The 21,894-nt window shown below is 55.4% G+C and carries 22 protein-coding genes; 16 read left to right on the forward strand and 6 right to left on the reverse strand.

What is annotated here, in order from left to right:
- Window positions 1-12: 12 nt before the first annotated feature.
- Window positions 13-747: a YebC/PmpR family DNA-binding transcriptional regulator gene (locus tag ACQE2I_RS05065; RefSeq protein ID WP_427030379.1), complete on the reverse strand. Its 735-nt coding sequence runs from the start codon at window positions 745-747 to the stop codon at window positions 13-15.
- 211 nt (window positions 748-958) lie between these two features.
- Between ACQE2I_RS05065 and ACQE2I_RS05070 the strand changes: the two genes are divergently transcribed.
- The gene (locus ACQE2I_RS05070; RefSeq protein WP_427030380.1) at window positions 959-1,576 is read left to right on the forward strand and encodes a LysE family translocator; all 618 of its coding nucleotides are present in this window, start codon (window positions 959-961) and stop codon (window positions 1,574-1,576) included.
- Between the two features lie 59 nt (window positions 1,577-1,635).
- Entirely contained in the window at window positions 1,636-2,124 is a 489-nt protein-coding gene (locus ACQE2I_RS05075) for a glutathione peroxidase (protein ID WP_427030382.1), read from the forward strand.
- Here the strand turns inward: ACQE2I_RS05075 and ACQE2I_RS05080 are convergent.
- Window positions 2,121-2,507, reverse strand: coding sequence for a DUF7079 family protein (locus ACQE2I_RS05080; protein ID WP_427030383.1), 387 nt, complete (start codon window positions 2,505-2,507; stop codon window positions 2,121-2,123). The two genes, ACQE2I_RS05075 and ACQE2I_RS05080, sit on opposite strands and share 4 nt — an antisense overlap.
- A gap of 235 nt (window positions 2,508-2,742) precedes the next feature.
- Between ACQE2I_RS05080 and fabV the strand changes: the two genes are divergently transcribed.
- From fabV to astB, 8 genes are all read left to right on the forward strand, one after another.
- Window positions 2,743-3,954, forward strand: a complete 1,212-nt coding sequence (gene fabV / locus ACQE2I_RS05085) for an enoyl-ACP reductase FabV (protein ID WP_427030384.1) — start codon at window positions 2,743-2,745, stop codon at window positions 3,952-3,954.
- Between the two features lie 55 nt (window positions 3,955-4,009).
- Window positions 4,010-4,225 (forward strand): hypothetical protein, encoded by a 216-nt coding sequence (locus ACQE2I_RS05090; protein WP_427030385.1) that lies wholly within the window; start codon window positions 4,010-4,012, stop codon window positions 4,223-4,225.
- 198 nt (window positions 4,226-4,423) lie between these two features.
- Complete coding sequence (locus tag ACQE2I_RS05095) at window positions 4,424-5,401, forward strand: GlxA family transcriptional regulator (protein WP_427030386.1); 978 nt, start codon at window positions 4,424-4,426, stop codon at window positions 5,399-5,401.
- Between the two features lie 101 nt (window positions 5,402-5,502).
- Window positions 5,503-6,717 carry an aspartate aminotransferase family protein gene (locus ACQE2I_RS05100; protein WP_427030387.1) on the forward strand — a complete coding sequence of 405 codons (1,215 nt, stop codon included), beginning with the start codon at window positions 5,503-5,505 and terminating at the stop codon, window positions 6,715-6,717.
- Between the two features lie 50 nt (window positions 6,718-6,767).
- On the forward strand, window positions 6,768-7,832 hold the full coding sequence (locus tag ACQE2I_RS05105; protein WP_427030388.1) for an arginine N-succinyltransferase: 1,065 nt from the start codon (window positions 6,768-6,770) through the stop codon (window positions 7,830-7,832).
- The gene (gene astA, locus ACQE2I_RS05110; RefSeq protein WP_427030389.1) at window positions 7,832-8,863 is read left to right on the forward strand and encodes an arginine N-succinyltransferase; all 1,032 of its coding nucleotides are present in this window, start codon (window positions 7,832-7,834) and stop codon (window positions 8,861-8,863) included. Before ACQE2I_RS05105 ends, astA begins: the two co-directional genes overlap by 1 nt.
- A 22-nt stretch (window positions 8,864-8,885) precedes the next feature.
- Window positions 8,886-10,358 (forward strand): succinylglutamate-semialdehyde dehydrogenase, encoded by a 1,473-nt coding sequence (gene astD, locus ACQE2I_RS05115; protein WP_427030390.1) that lies wholly within the window; start codon window positions 8,886-8,888, stop codon window positions 10,356-10,358.
- Entirely contained in the window at window positions 10,355-11,701 is a 1,347-nt protein-coding gene (gene astB / locus ACQE2I_RS05120) for an N-succinylarginine dihydrolase (RefSeq protein WP_427030391.1), read from the forward strand. Before astD ends, astB begins: the two co-directional genes overlap by 4 nt.
- 180 nt (window positions 11,702-11,881) lie before the next feature.
- Here astB and ACQE2I_RS05125 read toward each other — a convergent pair whose 3' ends face one another.
- Window positions 11,882-12,823 (reverse strand): DMT family transporter, encoded by a 942-nt coding sequence (locus ACQE2I_RS05125; RefSeq protein WP_427030392.1) that lies wholly within the window; start codon window positions 12,821-12,823, stop codon window positions 11,882-11,884.
- A gap of 98 nt (window positions 12,824-12,921) precedes the next feature.
- Between ACQE2I_RS05125 and ACQE2I_RS05130 the strand changes: the two genes are divergently transcribed.
- Together ACQE2I_RS05130 and bluB are read left to right on the forward strand one after the other, a co-directional pair.
- Window positions 12,922-13,404, forward strand: coding sequence for a MarR family winged helix-turn-helix transcriptional regulator (locus ACQE2I_RS05130; protein WP_427031388.1), 483 nt, complete (start codon window positions 12,922-12,924; stop codon window positions 13,402-13,404).
- Window positions 13,405-13,585: 181 nt separating this feature from the next.
- The gene (gene bluB / locus ACQE2I_RS05135; RefSeq protein WP_427030393.1) at window positions 13,586-14,263 is read left to right on the forward strand and encodes a 5,6-dimethylbenzimidazole synthase; all 678 of its coding nucleotides are present in this window, start codon (window positions 13,586-13,588) and stop codon (window positions 14,261-14,263) included.
- Window positions 14,264-14,568: 305 nt separating this feature from the next.
- Here the strand turns inward: bluB and ACQE2I_RS05140 are convergent, their stop codons facing one another.
- Window positions 14,569-15,552, reverse strand: a complete 984-nt coding sequence (locus ACQE2I_RS05140; protein WP_427030394.1) for a helix-turn-helix transcriptional regulator — start codon at window positions 15,550-15,552, stop codon at window positions 14,569-14,571.
- Between the two features lie 148 nt (window positions 15,553-15,700).
- Here ACQE2I_RS05140 and ACQE2I_RS05145 point away from each other — a divergent pair, with 148 nt between their 5' ends.
- The 4 genes from ACQE2I_RS05145 to ACQE2I_RS05160 all read left to right on the forward strand — a co-directional run bounded on the left by ACQE2I_RS05145 (window position 15,701) and on the right by ACQE2I_RS05160 (window position 18,526).
- The gene (locus ACQE2I_RS05145; protein WP_427030395.1) at window positions 15,701-16,336 is read left to right on the forward strand and encodes a glutathione S-transferase family protein; all 636 of its coding nucleotides are present in this window, start codon (window positions 15,701-15,703) and stop codon (window positions 16,334-16,336) included.
- Between the two features lie 78 nt (window positions 16,337-16,414).
- Window positions 16,415-16,750 (forward strand): GNAT family N-acetyltransferase, encoded by a 336-nt coding sequence (locus ACQE2I_RS05150; RefSeq protein ID WP_427030396.1) that lies wholly within the window; start codon window positions 16,415-16,417, stop codon window positions 16,748-16,750.
- 74 nt (window positions 16,751-16,824) lie between these two features.
- Window positions 16,825-17,052: a hypothetical protein gene (locus tag ACQE2I_RS05155; protein ID WP_427030397.1), complete on the forward strand. Its 228-nt coding sequence runs from the start codon at window positions 16,825-16,827 to the stop codon at window positions 17,050-17,052.
- Window positions 17,045-18,526: a sodium:solute symporter family protein gene (locus tag ACQE2I_RS05160; RefSeq protein WP_427030398.1), complete on the forward strand. Its 1,482-nt coding sequence runs from the start codon at window positions 17,045-17,047 to the stop codon at window positions 18,524-18,526. Before ACQE2I_RS05155 ends, ACQE2I_RS05160 begins: the two co-directional genes overlap by 8 nt.
- A 263-nt stretch (window positions 18,527-18,789) precedes the next feature.
- On the opposite strand, the gene ACQE2I_RS05165 is transcribed toward ACQE2I_RS05160, so the two are convergent.
- Entirely contained in the window at window positions 18,790-20,589 is a 1,800-nt protein-coding gene (locus ACQE2I_RS05165) for a GGDEF domain-containing protein (RefSeq protein ID WP_427030399.1), read from the reverse strand.
- Between the two features lie 250 nt (window positions 20,590-20,839).
- Window positions 20,840-21,892, reverse strand: a complete 1,053-nt coding sequence (locus ACQE2I_RS05170; RefSeq protein ID WP_427030400.1) for an SPFH domain-containing protein — start codon at window positions 21,890-21,892, stop codon at window positions 20,840-20,842.
- Window positions 21,893-21,894 lie beyond the last annotated feature (2 nt).

Below are 21,894 nucleotides of genomic sequence, written 5' to 3' on the forward strand. Positions count from 1 at the left end.
GATAGTGATTGACTAGGCATCCGCCGATTCGGGTAATTCTCCGCTGTGATAGACGTTTTGCACATCGTCTAGTTCGTTGAGCATGCCTAGGAATTTTTCAAACAGCGCCGCGTCGTCGCCTTCAACCGGAGTGGTGGTTTGCGGCAGGAACTGAATCTCGTCTACTTCAAAGTCAATTTCACCGAACGCATCTAACAGTGCCTGTTTAGCTTTAGCGTAGTCGGTGTGCGGGGCGAAAACGGTGATACGCTCGGCTTCTTGCTCAATGTCCGTCACATCGACGTCGGCTTCCATCAAGGCTTCCAACACCGCCTCCTCATCGCTGCCCGCGAAAGAGAAGATAGCGCAGTGGTCGAACATATGGCTGACGCTGCCGGGCGTGCCGATTTTGCTCTTGGTTTTGGTGAAGCAGCCGCGCACGTCGCCAAAGGTGCGGTTGGGGTTGTCGGTAAGGCAGTCGACAATCACCATCACATTGCCAGGGCCAAAGCCTTCGTAACGGGCAGCTGAGAAGTCTTCGCCGCCGGCGCCGCTGGCTTTGTCGAGTGCTTTATCGATGACGTGAGAAGGCACCTGGTCTTTCTTAGCCCGCTCCATTAATCCGCGTAGCGCTAAATTGCCATTGGGGTCGCTGCCACCTGCTTTGGCGCAAACGTAAATTTCGCGGCCATATTTGCTGTAAACCTTGGTCTTTGCATCGGCCGTTTTGGCCATGGATTCCTTACGGTTCTGAAAAGCCCTACCCATGTTGCCGTCCTGTGTTAGCCATACGCCCCTCGCATTGAGCGGCGATTCTGAAAGAAATAAGTAAAAATAAGCGTGAAAAAAGCAAATTTTACCCAACAGCGTACCATGCTAACAGCGTTATTTAAGACGCCCGCCAACCTGCGGCTTGGCTTGGCGTATACTGGCCGCCAGCCCACATACTGTGATATCGACCCTTCAACGAGGAACCGGGATGCCGTTGACGCTATGGCTATCATTAGCCGCTATCTGTGCCATGGGCGCTATGTCGCCTGGGCCAAGCTTGGCGCTGGTGCTGCGCCATACGCTAGGCGGAGGTCGCTTTTCTGGGGTGACAGCGGCAATATTCCACGCCTTTGGGGTGGGGTTTTATGCGCTGTTGACCGTCTGGGGGTTGGGGGCATTAATCGCTGGCTTTCCGCTGCTGTTTCAACTGATTACCTGGTGTGGTGCCGCTTATTTGGCATGGCTGGGGATTAAAGCGCTGCGCGCAGGGAAAGCGGGCGCCTTGCAGCCTAACGCAATTGCCACCAGTCGCCAGCAGGCAGCCAAAGAGGGCGTGCTGGTCGCGCTAGGCAATCCTAAGCTGATTCTGTTTTTTGTCGCGCTGCTTAGCCAGTTTGTTACCCCCGATATGAGCGTGCTCGCCAAGGCTATCATTGTGCTGACGGCGATGATTATCGATGGGGGCTGGTACGTACTCGTGGCGTTGGTGCTTTCGCACTCGCGCATTCTGCCTTGGCTGCAACAGCGTGCTCACTGGATCAATCGAATCACCGGGGTACTGCTAATCGCGCTGGCGCTAAGAGTGGTTGCCGGGCCACTGGTGTAAAAAGCATAGCCATGGCATGGTGACGGTTATGCCGTTTGGGGTGTTTGTGGGGCTTAACGATGATTTACGACCAAGATTGTTTTAACCACCAAGGGCTGCCGTTCAATCTGCGTGCACTGCGCGGCCAAGTGCTGCTAGTGGTCAATGTTGCCAGCCAATGCGGCTTCACTCCGCAGTTAAAAGAGCTCGAAAGCCTCTATCAGCGTTACCGAGATCGCGGTTTCACCGTGCTCGGCTTCCCGTGTAACCAGTTTGGCCGCCAATCGCCTGAAAATGCCCAAGCGTTCTGCCAGTTTGGAGAGCAGCAGTTTGGGGTGACGTTTCCGCTGATGGAGAAGGTAAAAGTGAATGGGGGAGATGCGCATCCGCTATTTATCTGGCTTAAGGGCGAGGCGCCTGGCGTGCTGGGTACGCAAGCGATCAAATGGAACTTTACTAAGTTTTTGATAAGCCGCGATGGCAATGTCATTGCCCGCTTTGGCCCTCGCGATCACGGGCGGCCGCTGCGCTTGGCGTTAGAAAAAGCCCTCGATCAAACCTACCCCTAGGCTTGCTCCCCTCGCGAGACAGCCACGCGACTCACTAGCGCGTTCAAGCGGTGGCGTACCATCATGGTGGTTAAGCCCGAAAACAGTGCCCAACTTTTACGCCGCCAGCCTTTCAAGCGCAAATTGTGATTGACCAACTGCTGCATCAGCTTACGGTCGTTAAACTGTCGCCACTCGCTGGCAATCGAGAGCTGGTGGCGCGACATCACCGGCGCCATTTCCAGGCGAAACATCCATTCCAACTCGTTAAGCGACATATCGTAGCGCTCCACGACGCCTACCATGCGCGCGTAATCGCGCTCGCTGGGTTCACGATCCAGCCACAGCGGCGCTAACGCTAGCCATAGATCGCCGCGTTCATCTACTAGCTGCTGTGCATTCATGGTCGCCTCATAGGGGAAGTGGGTGCTGTGACATAAGTACCTAGGCGACTATCGTGACGCGAAAGCGCCCCTGGCTCAAGGGCGGACAATAGTTCAAAGGTGGACAATAGCTCAAGAGCGGACAGGGCGCCCGGAGACCGCTAGAATAGCTCTACTTAGTCATGACATGCTATTTCAAAACGATGTTGCTAGTTATGATGGCGATAGCTAAATTTATCCGATAAAGAGGTTCGATGTGATTATTAAACCCAAAGTGCGCGGCTTTATTTGTACCACCACTCATCCCGTCGGCTGCGAGCAGAATGTTCGCGAACAGATTGAAGCGACCCGCGCCCGCGGTTTGGATAAAAGCGCTGGCCCAAAAAAAGTGCTCGTCATTGGGGCTTCAAGTGGCTATGGGCTGGCAGCGCGTATTACCGCTGCATTTGGCTACGGCGCCGACACTCTGGGCGTGTTCTTTGAAAAGCCCGCCACCGATAAAAAGCCGGGCACCGCCGGTTGGTACAACAGCGCTGCATTCGATAAATTCGCAAAACAGGAAGGCCTGTATAGCAACTCGATCAACGGCGATGCGTTCTCCCATGAAGCGCGGGAAAAGGCCATTGAGCTGATCAAGCAGGATATGGGTGAAATCGACCTGGTGGTGTATTCGCTGGCATCCCCCGTGCGTAAGCTGCCCGACAGCGGCGAACTCAAACGCTCCAGCCTGAAACCCATTGGCGAAACCTACCGCGCCACCGCTATCGACACCAATAAAGACGCGATTATCGAAGCGGAAGTGGAGCCCGCTACCCAGCAGGAGATCGACGACACCATCACCGTGATGGGTGGCGAAGATTGGGAGCTGTGGATGGAAGCGCTTGATCAAGCCGGTGTGCTGGCAAAAGGCGCACGCAGCGTAGCGTTTAGCTACATTGGCACCGAAATCACCTGGCCGATCTACTGGCACGGTGCACTGGGTAAAGCCAAGGAAGATCTTGACCGCGCCGCAACGGCTATCGATAGCAAGTTAAAGCCCAGCGGCGGTGGCGCCAATGTTGCGGTGCTTAAATCGGTGGTGACTCAGGCCAGCGCAGCGATTCCGGTAATGCCGCTTTACATCGCCATGGTCTATCGCATCATGAAAGAGCAGGGCCTGCACGAAGGCACGATAGATCAGTTGAACCGGCTATTCGGTGAGCAGCTCTATTCAGCCAACGGGCTGCGTGGCGAATTCGCTACCGATGACGCGGGCCGTCTACGCTTGGATGATTGGGAGTTGCGCGACGACGTGCAGCAAGCCTGCCAGGATCTATGGCCAGAGGTCACCACCGAAAACCTTTTCGAAATTACCGACTATGCTGGTTATAAGCACGAATTCTTGAAGCTGTTTGGCTTTGAGCGTGACGATGTCGATTACGATGCCGACGTTAATCCAGAGGTTAAGTTTGACGTTGTGAATCTGTAAACCATGCACCGAGGCGCTAGCGCTGCGCCATTCGACCGGAACGCAGGAGGTGTTTATGGATACCAGGGAGAGCAAAACCCCGGAAGAAGAGAAGCAACACATTATCAATGAGCGGGTACCTGAGGATTTTGAATCTTCAAAACCGCACCTTCAGCCTGAAGCCAGGGAACGACCGGGCGGGCTTTATAAGTTACTGCCTTTGGTCGTTATCATCCTCGGGGTGATTGTGGTCAGTATTATCGTGCTAGGCATTATTAATCGCGGTAACTAACGCTAAATGTACTGCTAGCGCATTTTTGCCGGGCCTTTGTGCCCGGCAATTTGCATTCATGCGTCACGTTTTTTCTGCAGTGGTCTTAACGCTGCCATCCTCTTCGCAATTGGGTAAGATGGGCGTTTAACCACGCCGATGGCGGTTTTTCATGCAGCAGCGTTTCATGCATCTTTTAATCCAACCCAGTCAGTTATCATGCAGCCCAACCCGTTAGCCGAAAAGGCAGCGCTACCCCGCCGGCGGGTGGCATTTATGCTGCTGCCAGGGTTTTCGTTGTTGACCCACGCCAGCGCCTTAGAGCCGCTGCAGATGGCTAACCAGTTGAGTGGCCAGATGCTTTACCACACGGTCACGCTAAGCCTTAATGATGAGCCCGTGCGCAGCGGCGCTCAGCTTTCACTGATTGCCCAGCATGCATTAACTGCCGCCCTAGGCCCGCTGGATCTGTTGCTGGTGTGTGCGCCTTCGCCACTGCCTTATACGCTGCCCGCCAAGCTAAATGAGTGGTTGCGAGGACACCAAGGGCGCGGCGTAGCGCTAGGAGGTTTGGCGGGGGGCACGGAAGTGCTGGCGCGTTGTGGGTTGCTGGAGGGCTATCGCGCGACGCTCCCCTGGCAGCGTTTCGACGCTTTTGCACAGGCTTACCCGCAGGTCACGCTATCTCAACAGCTATTTGAAATTGATCGCGATAGGTTGACCTGCGCGGGTGGCACCGCGGCGATGGATTTGATGCTCACGCTGATTAGCCAGCATCACGGCGCGCGCTTGGCGGAGCAGGTGTCGGAGCAGTTTGTGTGTGACCGCATTCGCCTAGCGGACGAACGCCAGCATGTGCCGCTGCGTAGTCGCTTGGGCCACGCACCGCAGAGTTTGGTCGATGCTGTCACATTGATGGAGGCGAACATCGAAGAGCCGCTCTCGACTTTGGAGCTGGCTGAGCACCTGGGGATTTCCCGGCGCCAGTTAGAGCGGCTATTTAAGAAATATCTTCAAGCGGTGCCTAGTCGCTACTATCTCGATTTGCGCTTGCAGGAAGCCCGCAAGCAGTTGCGCGACAGTGACCGGCCGGTAGGCGATATCGCGTTTGCCACAGGGTTTTCCTCTGGCGCCCACTTTTCTACTGCCTACCGCCACCATTTCGGCATGACGCCGAGAGAGGAGCGTTTAATATGAGCGCCGCTATTCATAATTTGCTGTCCCATCGCTGAAAGCGGATAACCTTGTTGGCCCCTTATACTGTTTTCATTCCTTTCCTCTACTGGAGCTAGCGTGCCATGAGCCATACCCCAAGCCGTCAAGATTACGACCACTACATGACGCCCAACTACTCACCGCAGCAGGTGATTCCTGTGCGCGGCGAAGGCAGCCGCTTGTGGGATCAGCAGGGGCGTGAATATATCGATTTTGCCGGGGGCATCGCGGTTAACTCCCTTGGCCATTGCCACCCGGTGCTGGTCAATGCGCTCAAAGAGCAGGGCGAAAAACTGTGGCACCTGTCCAACGTATTCACCAACGAGCCAGCGCTTGCGCTCGCCAAAACATTGGTTGAGCGCACCTTCGCCGATAAAGTGTTTTTTTGCTCTTCCGGTGGTGAAGCCAACGAAGCTGCACTTAAGCTGGCGCGTCGTTGGGCGGTGGATAACCACGGCGAACAGAAAGATAAGATCATCTCGTTTTATCAGTCCTTCCACGGGCGTACTTTCTTCACGGTGAGCGTGGGCGGGCAGCCCAAATATTCACAGGGTTTCGGCCCGGTGCCCGGCGGTATTCTCCACGCGACCTATAACGATCTTGAGAGCGTGCGCGCGCTGGTCGGCGACGACACCTGCGCGATTATGGTCGAGCCCATGCAGGGCGAGGGCGGCATCGTGCCCGGAACGCAGGAGTTCCTTCAGGGCCTGCGTGATCTGTGCGATGAGCACAATGCGCTGCTGATTTTTGACGAAGTGCAAACCGGCGTTGGTCGCAGCGGCGAACTCTACGCTTATAAGAACTACGGCATTACCCCGGATATTCTTACCAGCGCAAAATCCCTGGGCGGCGGTTTCCCTATTGGTGCCATGTTGGCGACGGATGCAGTGGCTAAGTCGCTGGTGATTGGTACTCACGGTTCCACTTACGGCGGCAATGCGCTGGCTTCTGCCGTGGCGCTAGCGGCGGTCGAGTTTATCGACACGCCCGAGGTGCTCGAAGGCGTGAAGATGCGTCACGATCTGTTCCGCGAACATTTAGAAGCCATCAACCGCAAGCACGGCGTGTTTAAAGAGATTCGCGGTATGGGCCTGCTCATGGGCGCCCAAATGTCGGATGCCTATGAAGGGCGTGCTAAAGATATCCTGCCGCTGGCGATTGAAGAGGGCCTGATGGCCTTGGTCGCTGGGCCCAATGTGCTGCGCATGGCGCCGTCTTTAGTGATCCCTGAAGCGGATATCGCCGAGGGTATGGCCCGTCTAGAGCGCGCTATCGAGCGGTTAGTTGCGACAGCATGAGAGAGCAAACCGCAGCGGCGATTGTGCCAACTGAAGGGGGAACGTCGAAAATGCTGGTAGTTCGACCGGTGAAACAGGCTGATCTTGCCGCGCTGGAGCAATTGGCTGAGCATGCGGTTCCCAGGCTGACCAATTTACCCGCTAACCGTGAGCGGCTTCAGGAGCGCATTGCGCGCTCTCAAGACGCCTTTAACGGCGATGCTGAGTTTCCAGAAGATGAGCATTATACGTTTGTTCTGGCGGACGATATACGCGAGGAAGTGCTGGGTACGGCCACCATTCGCGCCCAGGCGGGCGCTAATGAGGCCTATTACACCTATCGCCAGGAAACGCTGATTCACGCCTCCCAGCAGCTCAACGTGCGCCGTGAGGTACAGACCCTAGCGCTCTCTCATGAAGTTTCAGACGCTACCCTGCTGTGCGCTTTTTCGCTTAATCCCCGGTATAAGGGCACCAGCGCCGAGAATCTGCTGCGCCGGGCGCGCTTGATGTTTATTGCCCAGTACCCGGAGCGTTTCTCGCGCATTCTGGCGGTGGCGTTTCCCGGCTATTTGGATGCCCGCAGTGAGTCGCCGTTTTGGGAGAGCGTAGGGCGGCACTTTTTCGCTCGCAGCTTTCAGGATATGAATCACATCGCGGGCGTGCGTTCGAAAAGCTTTATCGCCGAGGTGATGCCGCAATTTCCGCTTTACCTGCCACTGTTAACGCCCCAGGCACGGGCGGCCATTGGCCGCGAACACCCGGCCCACGAAGAGGCCCTGGAAGAGATGCTGGCAGAGGGCTTTGTGCGCTCCCGTCATGTGGATATTTTCGACGCCGGGCCGATTGTCAAAGCCGAGCGAGAACGATTAGAAACCTTCCGCCGCGCGGCGTGGCACCCGGTACGTATTCGCCCCGAGCATGTTTTGCCCGACGCTGAACCAGCCATGATCGCCAACCAAAAGTTGGGTGATTTTCGCTGCATCGTTGCGCGCTACGCACTGTCAGCCACGGGACAACTGATGCTCTCCGCTGAACACGCGGAGCGACTGGGGGTTACCGAAGGGCGGGCAGTGCTCGCCGCGCCGCTCACATTGCCCACTGCGGTAGACGCGCTTGATGAAGGAGAAATGTAATGCGCATTCGACCCATCGCCCGGGATGATTTGGATGGGCTCCAGGCGCTTGCGCAGCAGGCAGGTGTGGGTTTTACCTCGCTGCCCGATAACCGGGAGTTTCTGGCTGGCAAGATTGAAGCCGCCGTCCGCGCTTTTGAAGAACGCACGCCAGCCGATGATCGGCTCTACTTCTTTATATTGGAAGATGAAGTAAGCGGTGAATTGGCTGGCTGCTGCGCCATTGAAGGCCAGGTAGGTCGCGAAGTTCCATTTTATAATTATCGCCTGGGCACGTTGGCGCACTCATCCATCCAGCTGGATTTACACCGCACCATCGACACGCTGTTTTTAAGCTCCGACCACACCGGCGACGCCGAAGTGTGCTCGCTGTTTCTGCGCCCGGAATATCGCGGCGAAGCCAATAAACATTTGCGCAACGGCGCGCTGCTCTCCAAAGCACGTTGGCTGTTTATCGCCCAGTTCCGCGACCGTTTCCCCGATAAAGTACTGGCGGAGATGCGTGGGGTGTTTGACGAAAACAACACTAGCCCTTTTTGGGAGAGCCTGGGCAAGCACTTCTTTCCCATGGATTTCAGCGAAGCGGATCGGCTCACCGGCCTGGGGCAGAAGAGCTTTATCGGCGAGCTGATGCCCAAGTTTCCCATCTACACCACCTTTATGGCCGAAGAGGCGCGGGCCTGCATTGGTCAGGTGCATCGGCATACGCGCCCGGCGCTAGAGATGCTCAAAAAAGAAGGGCTGCGCTGGGAAGGCTATATCGATATTTTTGACGGTGGCCCGACGGTGGAGGCCTATATTGACGATGTACGCGCTATTCGCAACTCGTGGCTTTGCCAAGTGGAAGTCTCTGTCGCGGCTAGCGAAGAGAGTGCCAGCCGCTGGCTGGCAGCTACTACCCACATGCTGAGCTTTACCGCCAGCTGGATAGGTCGCGCGCCCACCGACGACGATACTATTGTGCTTAGCGAGCAGGAAGCGAAGCGCCTAGGTGTTACCACCGGCGATACCCTGCGGCTACTCGAAACCTAGGCGATGTTTACAGGAGAGTTTTATGCATGCCCAACAGCAGCAACTGATCAATGGCGCCTGGGTCACAGGCGACGCAGAGCCGTTGAGCAAGCACGACCCCGTTTCTGGCAAGTCGCTATGGCAAGCAGCGACGGCTAGCTCTGAACAGGTCACGGCCGCTGTGAAAGCCGCTCGCGGTGCCTTCCCCGGCTGGGCGCGCACACCTTTTGCCGAGCGCCAGGCGCTTGTCGAGCGATTTGCCGAGGTGCTAAAAACACGTGGTGAAGACTTGGCCGTGGCGATTGCCTCTGAAACCGGCAAGCCGCTGTGGGAAGCGCGCACAGAAGCGGGTGCGATGGTGGGTAAAGTAGCACTCTCGGTTAAGGCGTATAACGAACGCACCGGTGAACGGGAAAAAGTCGTTGGTAGTGCAAAAGCCGTGCTGCGCCATCGTCCCCACGGCGTGATGGCGGTGTTTGGCCCCTATAACTTCCCTGGCCACCTGCCCAATGGCCATATGGTGCCTGCGCTGTTGGCGGGTAACTGTGTGGTCTTCAAGCCCAGCGACCAAACGCCGTTGACTGCCGACTTGACCCTGCAGTGCTGGCTGGAAGCCGGTCTGCCCGCAGGCGTTATTAACTTGGTGCAGGGCGGTGTGCCGGTAGGCCAAGCACTTGTAGCCAACCCCGATATTGATGGCCTGCTGTTTACCGGCAGCGCCAAAGTGGGCGGTATGCTGCATCAACAGTTTGCCGGGCAGTTGGATAAAATCTTAGCGCTTGAGCTAGGCGGCAATAACCCGCTGGTGGTCAAGGACGTCGACGGCGAACGCGCCGCCGTGTTGACGATTCTGCAGTCGGCGTTTCTTTCCGGCGGTCAGCGCTGCACCTGCGCACGGCGCTTAATGGTGCCGGAAGGCGCCGTAGGCGACCGCTTGGTCGATGCGCTTTCTGAAGCGATTACCAAGCTCCAGGTGGCGGGTCAGTTTGAGGAGAATCCTGCGCCATTTTACGGCGGCCTGGTGAGCGTAGCCGCGGCAGATGGCCTGCTCAAGGCACAAGATGAGCTTGAAACGATGGGCGGCACGGTAATCAATCGGATGCAGCGTCTGCAAGAAAACACCAGCCTGCTAAGCCCCGCGCTGATCGACGTGACCGGCCTGGACGTACCCGATGAGGAGCACTTCGGCCCGCTGCTGAAAATCCACCGTTATAGCGATTGGGATGAAGCGCTACAGCTTGCCAATAACACCCGCTACGGGCTTTCTGCTGGGCTGATTGGCGGTGATCAAGCCGATTGGGACGACTTTTTATTGAAGATACGCGCTGGGATTGTCAACTGGAATCGCCAAACCACCGGCGCCTCCGGCGATGCGCCTTTCGGTGGCGTAGGCGACAGCGGCAACCACCGCCCCAGTGCTTTTTATGCGGCAGACTACTGCGCCTATCCGGTGGCTTCCATGGAAGCCGACAGCCTGGAAATGCCCGAGACCCTGCCGCCAGGAGTTAGCCTGTGATTACCGCTGACGCCAGGGAAGTCAATTTTGACGGCCTAGTCGGCCCAACCCACAACTACTCTGGGCTGGCGGTTGGCAACGTGGCCTCCATGAGCCACGGGGGCCTGATTTCTAACCCCAAAGAGGGCGCTCTCCAGGGACTGCTAAAAATGAAGTCGCTGATGGACGCGGGCTACGCTCAGGGCGTGCTGCCCCCGCAACAGCGACCTGATGTTGGCGCGCTGCGCGATTTAGGCTTTAGCGGCAGCAATAGTGAGGTGCTGGCCCGCGCCGCTAAAGAGGCCCCGCAATTGCTGCGAGCGGTATGCTCTGCTTCCAGCATGTGGACGGCTAACGCGGGCACGATTACACCCAGCGTTGATGCACCGGATAGTCGGGCGCATTTCACCCCTGCCAACCTGCAGTCCAGCTTTCACCGCTACCTGGAACCGCAAACCACTGGCCGGGTGTTGCAGGCGATCTTTCGCGACGAACAGCACTTCGCCCACCATTCGGTGCTGCCCGCAACGCCCGCGTTTTCCGATGAAGGCGCGGCCAATCATACCCGTTTATGTGGTGAGTACGGTGAGCCGGGCGTTCACCTGTTTGTTTATGGCCGCCAAGCGTTTGGCGGCGAGCGGGAGCCAACACGCTTCCCTGCCAGGCAAACCCTGGAAGCCAGCCAGGCGGTGGCCCGCCAACATGGGCTTACGGAAGCGCAAACGGTATTCGCCCAGCAGCACCCGGACGCCATTGACGCAGGCGTCTTCCACAACGATGTGATTGCAGTCGGCAACGGCCCTGTACTGCTCTATCACGAAATGGCCTTTCTGGATGAAGAAGGCACGCTCGATGAGCTGCGCGCCAAAATGGCCAGCCCGCTGATTCCCGTGCGCGTGCCTTTGGAAGCGGTAAGCATGGAAGACGCGGTGGCCTCGTATCTATTTAATTCGCAGCTGCTGTCCAACCCGGATGGCACCATGACGCTGGTCGTGCCCGGCGAATGCCAGGAGCGCGAGGCTGTATGGCGCACCATTCAGGATTATCTGCTGGCGGGCAATAACCCCATCAGTGAAGTAATCGTCAAAGACGTCAAGCAGAGCATGCGCAACGGTGGCGGCCCCGCCTGTCTGCGCCTGCGTGTGGTGCTAACAGACGCCGAACGCGCCGCGCTCACCGGCCGCGTACTGATCACTGATGCGCTTTACGATGACCTCAACGCCTGGGTGAATCACTACTACCGCGACCGGCTGGCTGTCGACGACCTCAAAGACCCGCAGCTGGCGGAAGAGTCGCTAGCCGCGTTGGATGAGCTAACCCAGTTACTCAAGATCGGGTCTGTTTACCCGTTTCAGTTGGGGTAGGGGATACATTAAAATAGACATCAGAATGCCAAGCCAATGTCTTGGCGCTTTAGTTTCTAAAGCATGTGAAAGCAACACCGGATTATGGCGCCTATTTAGCTCCGCTCGGTAATGAATGCGTGAACATCGCTTTGGTGGTTCTACCAGCGGCATCCAATATCACGGTCTTTACCCTATCGTTTAGGCTGCTCTATCAGGCACCTGCTTAGCTTTACCAATATTAAGCAGGGCAATGCCGGCAGCAATTAACAGGGTGCCTAGCAGTAAGCCTTCGGGGGCGGTTTCTCCCTGCAACAATATGGCGACCGGAACACCTACCACCGCGCCCACAGAACCCAATAGGCTCAGAAACACCGGGCCGCCGCTTTTCTGTAGCAGAAAGAGCAGTAAGAACTGGCCTGCGAAGACCATTGCTTGAACGGCAATCAGCATGATTGGCAGGGAGCTGTCTGTCGGAACGCTTAGTGAGAAGCCCGGCAGAAACCCCACGCTGAGTAGAATGATGGCCGCTGCGATAAGCATCCCCGGCGCCAACGCATCGCTGGATACGCCTTCTGGCCAGCGTAAGGTTCGGTAGAGGTTGCCGATAGCCAGCAGAACGGGGCCAATTAAAGCGAGGAGAATCCAGAGGTAATCAGCATCCGGGGCAGAAAACTTATGGAAAGCCAGGGTGACGGCTCCCACAAGGGCTGATATTACTCCCGCCGCACGCAATACCTGGAACCGCTCCATGTTTAACGCCAGTGCGCCGACGTAGGTGAGTAGCGGTGGCAGTGTGATGATTAATGCCACGAACCCAGCACCTACATGGGGGATGGCTGAGAAAAATAGTAGGTTGGCACCTGCTACGCCTAGCAGCCCCGAAAAGGCGTAATACTCAACGGTACGGACGCTGACTGGGGGCAGATTGCGGCGGAAGGCTGCGAGAGCCAGCAGAATAAGCGCTGCCCCTGAAATCGACCAGAACAGAAAAGCGAGTGCTGACAGCTGAATGTCACCAGCAAGTTTAGCCAAATTAGTCGATAGACCCAGCAAGGCGCCACCGGCTAGCAGGTATATCAGTGGGGCAAGCCAAGCTCTTTTACGTGAGTGTGTTGTGCGGGCAGTGCTTGATAACGTCATTGGCGAAGTTCTCATTCGTACCGTTTTTGAAAGTATCTTTATATCAAGGTATGTGTGATTTATCTTGACGTCAAGATAAGTGAGTGCAAAATACTGCTATGGATCATGTAGACAACATTCTCAAACAGTGGCGGCAGGAGAGGCCCGACCTTGATGTCGAGCCAATGGGCACCATTGGGCGGGTCAAGCGGCTGAACTACACTTTAATGCGTGCAATGGAGAGAACCTGGGCGGAATACGGCCTGACGGACGCCAGCTTTGACGTTCTGGCGACTCTGCGTAGAGAGGGAGAGCCCTACGCGCTATCGCCGGGGGATTTAATGGCATCCACCATGGTGACGTCGGGCACCATGACTCACCGAATCAATCAACTGGAAAAGGCCGGGTTGATTGAGCGGGTCAAAAATCCCAATGATGGTCGCAGTTTTCTAATTTCTCTTTCTCAGCGCGGATTTGATTTAATTGACGAAGCGGTGGCCGCCCATGTGGAAACCCAGGCGCAGTTGGTGAGTGGCCTGAGTAAAGAGCAACGGGCGCAACTTGATGGTCTGCTTAAGCAGTTTTTAGCGGGGTTTGAGTAATAGTGATGCCTGCCTGCGTGGCCAGCTAGCCATTATTGAATATTTGGGTTTCCTCTTGTGATGGCACGCCCGGCACTTGAAAGGCTGGCTTGATCGGGCGCTGGCGTATGGCGGCTGGGCTGAGCTCGTGTAGACTCTGCACTGTCTCTAAAATCGATCAGCAAAAGGCCCGAGCAGCACAATGACCACCGCGAACCACCGTTTTTCCGATGCTGAGCGGCGCGGGCTCTACCGCGCCATCCACGAGCGGCGTGATGTGCGCTCGCAATTTCTGCCCGACCGGATTCCCCCTGATGTGCTAAACCGCCTGTTGGAAGCTGCGCATCATGCGCCTTCAGTAGGGTTTATGCAGCCCTGGGATTTCATCGTGATTGAAAGTCGCGACGTCAGGGAAGCGGTGCTGGCGATGTTCGAGCAGGAGAATCAGAAGGCCGCTGAGCGCTTTGAAGGCGAGCGTAAAGAGCATTATCGCAGCCTTAAACTGCAAGGTATTATGGAGAGCCCGCTTAATCTCTGCATTACCTGCGACCGAAGCCGGGGTGGCCCCCACGTGCTGGGGCGCAATAGTATTGTTGATACCGATCTTTTCAGCACTTGCTTAGCCGTGCAGAACCTCTGGCTGGCAGCGCGAGTGGAAGGCATTGGTGTTGGTTGGGTGAGTATTCTCGACCAAGAACAGCTAAGCACGGCACTGAACCTACCTGAGCATGTTTATCCGCTGGCGTACCTCTGCCTTGGCTATGTGAGTGAGTTTTTAGACCAGCCGGAGCTTGAAGCCAAAGGCTGGCGTTCCCGCCTGCCGTTAAATGAACTAGTGCATGGCGATAAGTGGGGGCAGCCGTTTGCCAGTGGTTTGTGAGGAAGCTTTTATAAGGCGCTGTGCTCAGTTTATCTGCCCTTTGCTTGCGGCGCTGGTTCCAGGCTCGGCGTCTGCGCCTTGCCCTGAATACTCATTTGCAGTGCGGCTTCCAAGAAGCCTCGGTTATAAAGCCCGGTGAGTCCATCACGCTCAGCCGTTTTCTTCAATTCCAAATGTGGCACTGGGCACTTGCCGCAAGCGCATAGGCAAATCCGGGTCATAGCAGCAGCAAAATCCCGGGCAGAATAAGTGTCCAGCCGCTGCCTTCTATCAGGGCGATCCATGCTCCTAGGTTTTAGACCGTGTCAGGGCACATCTATTGGATATGATAAAGCGCACTCGCAACTTGCTAGTAAATGGTTGGCGTGTCCGCGAAGCGCCTCCTTGAGGCCATCTGGCTTGAGGATTGTAAATCGGAACGGAAGCTGTGCCAGCCAATAGGCAAACCACTCGAAGCTGTCCGTTCGGGTATTGAGCAGTAGTCCACCCTTAACCTGTTCGAACTGACCTATACAGAAAGGTTGGTTCTCGAAGTAAGCGGCCTCGCCATGATCGATGTGCAGCACCAGTGACACTTCATAAGTGGGGCCCCAGGACATGAGGTTTTCGCTCAAAAAATCGGCTGCATCGAAGTGAGCGGGGCGTATGAAGGTATCAGCGAGTAGGTGCACGCCGCTGATACGATCTAACCGAAATGAGCGCATGGCTCCCCTCAGATGGCAAAAACCAACGGCATACCACCGACCTCGTTGGAAAACTAGCCCGTAGGGGTCGATCTGACGCTCAATCGGATCATGCTGCGGGGAGTGGTAGGTAAGCCCCACGGTTCGCATGGCCTCTGTGGCTTTAGTCAGCGTCTCAAGGGCGCGGTCATCAAGGCTGGGCTCACGCCGGGGTAAGATCACCTGAGTGGACTCACTGATGCCGCGAACACGGCTTTTTAAATTAGCTGGCATCACTCGCTCGAGCTTCGCTTGTACGCTGGCAATGGCGGGCGTTGCGTTTGTTAGCCCCAGTTGGCTAGCGGCCAATAAGCCTAACGAAACGGCGAATGTCTCTTCGTCGGTAAACATCATGGGTGGCAGCTTGAAGCCAGCCACCAATCGGTAGCCACCGTAGCGCCCTTGCTCGGTCACTATCGGCACGCCTATATCTTCCAGCGCCGTAATGTATCGCCGTATAGTGCGCCGATCCACGCCCAGGCGTTCGGCCAATTCAGCGCCGCCCATTTGGCCATTAGCTTGCAGCAACTCAAGCACCGCAAGTACGCGTGTTGTGGGGCCTGCCATTACTGCCTCCCTACTGAAGCCATGGTTAAAGTCTTGCAGAAAAATGCATTGTTGCTTTTATTTAGGGCGGATTCTCACCTATTAACACACTAATCTGACCTGGCAGTACCTTATGTCACCTGAAGATTGAATGAAAAAGGAGCCTAATATGTCAGAACTAACGTTTTACACCCACCCTATGTCCCGCGGGCGCGTTGTGCGCTGGATGTTGGAAGAAGTAGGCATAGACTACTCGGTAAAGGCGATGGAGTTCGATTCAGAGATGAAATCTGAGGACTACTTGGCCATAAACCCCATGGGCAAGGTGCCTGCCATCAAACATGGCAACACTGTTGTGACGGAAGTGGCGGCTATCTGCGCGTACCTGGCGGATCAGGTTCCGGATAAAAAGCTTTCACCACCCCCGCAATCTCCCGAACGTGGAGTTTATTATCGCTGGCTTTTTTTTATGGCGGGTCCGTTTGAAATGGCTACTAGTGTAAAGGCCTACAATTGGAAAATCGACAGCAGCAACGTACAGGCCGTTGGTTGTGGCCAAGTGGAAGACAGTATCAATACGCTTGAAAAAGTACTCAGTGAAAACGCTTATATTTGCGGCGATCAGTTTACGGCCGCAGATATATTGGTTAGCAGTTATCTCTGGTGGGAAACAATGCAGGAGAATATCCCACCAAAAGAGGTGTTTAAGCATTACATAGAGCGTATGGAAAGCAGGCCAGCAGCCAAGCGGGCCAATGAGTTGGACGATGAACTGGCTAAGAAAATGAAGTCATTGTCCGTCTGATGGCTTAATTGCATTGCCGCTTTTGTATTAAGTTGGCAATTGCTTTCAAGGTAGATGAACCCTATCTGGTTGCAGTTTTTGCTACAGATAATAGCGGTAAAGCCTCTGGCTAGCGGCGTGTGCGGAAGGTATCGGCGCTGGCCAGCCTACCCATATATCGCTACTGTATTCGCCGCGAACTTTCCCCCCTGGCTGGCCTCAGTATTTGTTGTGCCCGAATGGCGGGGGAAGGGCATTGCCTCTGCGTTGGTGAAACGGGTGGAAGCCGAAGCAGCTGCGCATGGCTTTGAGCGCATCTATCTCTATACCCCTGATCAACAGGCGCTTTACCGGCGGTTGGGTTGGCAGGATAGGGAGGACGTTGAGTATCGAAAAGAGCACGTTACGGTGATGGAGCGGCAGTTGGGCCAGTGATGAACAGAAAGTCCGTGTGTAAAGTGAGGGGTTAGCGTTTAAAAGCAGTCATCAAATCACTAAAGGGAACACTCATGGGTCGTTTATTGGTACTGCCTACCTCCCGGGCGGGCTGGGGGCTGTTAATTGCGTTTGTGGCGTTGGTGCTGGCGGGTACGTGGCCGGTGATTGGTTGGGTAAACAGGGCAGCCTTAGTGATGGGCCTGCCTTTGTTAGTGGTGTGGAGTTACCTGGTGATTTTTGCCTGCGTAGTGGTGATGCTGATCGGCAACCGCATTGTGGAGCGAGACGACCATGAATAGCCCTTGGCCATTGTTGATTACCTTGGCCTATGTCGCCATCGCGATGGCGATTGGCCTACGCGCCAGGGCAGGGCGTTCCATGAATAGCTTGGAGGAGTGGGGCGTGGCGGGCCGCAGCATGGGGCCGGTGACGCTTTACCTGCTGATAGCCGCCGGTAGTGTGAGTGCTTACACCTTTATGGGAGCGCCTGGGTGGGCTTATTCCAAAGGGGTGGCGGTGTTTTATGTGGCGATTTACCTCTCGTACCTAGCGCTGATCGCTTGGTATTTCGGCCCTAAAGTGTGGCAGTTCGGCGAGCAGTTTGGTCACGTAACTCAGGCAAGCGCCATTGCTGACCGCTACCAGAGCCCTGCGCTGGGCGCACTGGCGGCAATTGTCATGGCGATTGGCTCCATTGCTTATGCAGTGCTACAGACCATAGGTTCGGCTTATATTCTGTTTGTGATGAGCGGCGGTTTGATTCCGATTTGGTTGGGGGTAGTGCTGGTGCTGACCTGCATTGCCGTCTATCTCTACGCCAGCGGTCAGCGGGCGATTGGTCTCACCAATGCCTTTCAAGGCGTGTTGATGCTGATCGTCGCCTGGGCCGTCGGCCTGTGGGCAGTGCACAGCGCTACCGGCGGCTTAAGTTTTGCCGGGGTGTTCGAACGTATTCAGGCCGAGCATAGTGAGTTTCTCACTCTGCCAGGCGCAGGCGGCGATATGAGCTTTAGTTTCTGGACGACCTCGATCATCGTTTCCATGTTCTCGTTTATGCCGCCGGTGTGGACGCAGTGGATGAGCGCTTCCTCGGCACGTACTATTCGTCGCAGCGCGACGTGGCTGCCCACTTATTACGTGGTTATTCTGCCCATGGTCGTTGTGGGCTTTATCGGCATTTTTTCGCTGCCTGAACTGGCCAGGGCCGATACTGTGGTACTTGAGTACGCCATGCAGCACTTGCCGGTGGTATTAGTAGGATTGCTCGGTGCGGGTACCCTGGCGGCCTCAATGTCTTCCAGCGAGCCGTTTATTCACTCGGTATCGCTGTCACTCAGCAAAGATGTGCTTCAGCCGGTGTTAACACTCTCGGATGGCGTTACTGGAAAACTTGCGCGGCTGCTGATCCTGCCCATTATGTTTTTAGTGGTAGCGCCGCTGGCGATTGCCGAACCCGGCAGTTTGGTAATGATTCTGTTGGTGGGGTTGGGGTTTGCCTCCCAGGTGCTGCCCGCCTTTATCGGTATGTTCTTTTGGCCGCGGGCTTCTCGCCTGGGCGTGATGGCCGGTATCGTGGCGGGCTTTCTGATTACTGTGGCGTTGACTACGTTATGGCCGCATCCGCTGGGTATTCACGCGGGCTTCTGGGGATTGATGATTAATCTGCCGGTGTTTGTGGCGGTTTCACTGATGACACCGGCAACTCACGCCGAGGTGGTCGAGCGTTTCTTTCGTATTGCCGCCCCCCGTGGATTTACCCGTTTGAGCCAATAGGTATGTAGGGCAGCCACTGACTTAATCTATTCAGGCTTTTTGATTACCTTTGTAACAAATTGTTTTTTTGCATTACCTTTTTTGCATCAACTAAGGTAATTCGATGAGTCATGCATTGACTGGACATAACCGTCCTCAACGGGTGATTGAGGTAACCCACCAAGCGAATAAAACCTTGCCAACAGCGCTGAGCAGGATTGCGCCGTGTTTATCATCACTTTCTGGCAGACGCGGTCTGCTTAATCAACCTGTACCAGCAGTGATTATAATGGTTGCTGTTTGCCGAGCATAAACCCTTGTGCCTCAAGCGTCTCTTCCCATACAACGCAGCGGTTACGACCGCTGTGCTTGGCTTGATAAAGCGCTTCATCGGCAAAGCGTAGTAATCTCTTAGGGTCTTGAGTGTGATCAGGATACGTTGCAACACCGCAGGAGAACGTGATTTGCCGCAGCCGGGTGCCTTGATAGATAAATGCCTGATGAGCAATGGTGGTTAACAACGTTTTGGCGCGAGACTCGGCGGCGATTTGGGAGGTGGCGGGCAGCAGAGCAACAAACTCTTCACCCCCAAAGCGACAGATCACGTCCATATCCCGTAGGTGATGCCGCAGTAGCAGGGCAATTTCAACCAGTACCGCGTCTCCTGCATCGTGGCCAAAATCGTCGTTAATCTGCTTGAAATGATCCACATCCAGCATTAGTACGGAAAGTTGACTGGCATGCTGCTTAGCTCGCTGACACTGGTGTTCAAATGCAATGTCGAAATGACGTCGGTTATGCAGGCCTGTTAACGGGTCTCTGCGTGAAAGTCCTTCCAGTTCTTGAACTAATCGGTCGAGATCGGCGGTGCGCGCCGCCACCTGCTGCTCTAGGGTCTCATTGGCCATGGCAAGTTGTTGCTGTGTATGCCGGTAGTGCCACAGAAAAATAGCCGCGTTCGCTAAAGAAAAAGCCAGCGTGCCATAGCTCAAAGGCACGCTACGCCAGCCGACAAAGCCGTGGGCGACCGCCATATCGGCTAACAGCAGTGGCGCAAAAAAAGTAACACTAACCACCAGCAGCCGTTGTTCAAGGCTGAGCCGTTTAAAACGCATGAGCGCAAGCGTCAGCATCAAGGGAAGCGTAAAGGCAAGCATGACATCAAATACGGGGAAGGTTAGTGAAAGGCTCACCATCCCCAACTGAACTAAGCCTATCGCAAGAATCAGGTACGCTAGGTGGATAATCCACAAGTGAGTTATCCAACGCTTAGCGGTGCCTTCCAGCCAGTGGCTGAGTAGCAATCCTAATGCCACCGGCAAGGTGTAGTAGCTGCCCGCGCGAAGTGTGTCCCAGGCCAGTGGCCCATCGGCAATGAATTGGCGTGCAGGCGTCTCTGCCAGCAGCATTAGCCCCGAGGCGTAGGCAAATAGCGCGATTGATCCAAAACCGCGGCGCTCGGGGCCTATTAGCGCGAAAATAGTGGCCAAGATGGCGAGTACCAATACCAACGCACTAACGCCGAGATCCTGGGTGGAATCGTGGATAACTTGCTTTAGAACCTCAATGCGCTCCATTACCTGAACTTGGCCCCACAAGCCAATACTGGTGTAGGAGGAGTAGAAGCGGAAGGTGAGTGTCTGGCCGGCGGTGTTTTCGGGTAGGTCGATCATGTGCCAGGGCCAACCCGCAAAATCGCCTTTGCCTTGATCGTCAAATTCACCATATTGATAAATGAGTTCGTCGCCTAGATAAACTTGCCCAATCAAATTAATACTGGTGATAAAGAGGACTGGATCGCTCCAATCCCCGGCGGGAAGCGTGGTACGTAGCCAGAGGTGCTCGTGGCCGCCGCGGCCTGGTGGGTTAAAAGGGGAGTCAATCGACAGCCACTCTGTTGATTTGCTTTGCAGCCATTGGGGATGGTGATCGACATCAAAAGGAGAGTCGCCCCAGCGATACTCCCAGCTTTGCAGTGGTTGAGATGAGGAGTCGGCTTGGAGGCCAATAGAAAACACCGACAGTATGGCAAAGGCCATCGTTAGCAGAATGCTATGGCGTAAGGCTAACCCACAGGGCGGCATGGTGAGAGTCCCCATCTACTGGTAGCGGTCAATCTACTCATCAATGCTGTTATTTGGTTGATTACCGCGCGTGGATGCTGTGTAAGTCTTATAAGTTTGAAGCATTAACAGTGTAACTAAAAACGACGCTTTGGCGATGTGATCTACTTCAACGTTAAGCCATTCGCTTATTTTCCCTCAGGGAAAATAAAGCTGAGCCACTCAGTGGCTCAGCTTATCGCTTTTTTCAGCGTACGCATTGATAACGTGATCAGTGACCGCCAGCGGCACCACCTACGATCCCACTACGCAAATTACTGTTATTGTGGCTATGGTCTTTAAGATGATTAGCCACGGTATCTTCAGGCGAGCCAGCCATCTCACGGAACATGCCCATCGAACCAAGCAGCGCCGACGACTCGTAGGGGACGAATACCCGCTCGCCATCTTTCGCCATATTGGGTAATACCTTGATATAGCTCTGACCCAGCAGGTAGCCCACGACGGTGCGTTTATTCTCTTCGCTATCGCCAATGGCGCTAAGCACCAGTTTGATCGACTCCTGCTCACCCTGGGCGCGCAGAATCGCCGACTCTTTATCACCTTGCGCATTGAGGATAGAGGATTCGCGCTGGCCCTGAGCCATGGCAATCGCGGCTGATTTTTCCCCTTCGGCTTCGGTGACGGTGGCGCGGCGCTTACGCTCGGCGGCCATTTGCAGGCGCATAGCGGTTTCCACCTCTTCCGGCATGGCGATATCCTGTACTTCGACGCGGGAGATTTTGATGCCCCATTTAGAAGCCGGCTCTTCCATTGCCGCTTGAATCTCATTGTTTACTTCCGCACGGGATTCGAACAGCTTATCTAGCTCCATCTTGCCGACCACAGAACGCAGCGTCGTCTTGGCCAGTACCTCAACCGCTTGGCTCATGTTGACGACCTCATAGACGGCCCGTTTAGGGTCGATAATCTGGTAGTAAAGCGCACCATTGATACGCACCGTGACGTTATCGGTAGTTACCACCGGCTGACCGGGGAAGTCCATGACCGTTTCGCGACGGTCGATGCGGATTTCGTCTGTGGTGATGGCGGTGTATTCCTCACCGAGTTTGCGATAGCGCAGCATGGTGATGGCGCGGGGTTGTTCGATAAACGGGATAATAATATTAATACCACTTTCTAATACGCGATTGAACGACCCGAGGCGTTCAACCACCATGACTTCAGATTGGCGGATAATGATTAAGCCTTTAGAAATGATCACTACCGCGATCGCGACAACAATTAGGCTTATTAATAAGCCGGGGCTAATGGGTAAATCCATCG

The sequence above is a fragment of the Halomonas sp. H2 genome, from assembly GCF_050215315.1.
GTDB lineage: Bacteria > Pseudomonadota > Gammaproteobacteria > Pseudomonadales > Halomonadaceae > Vreelandella.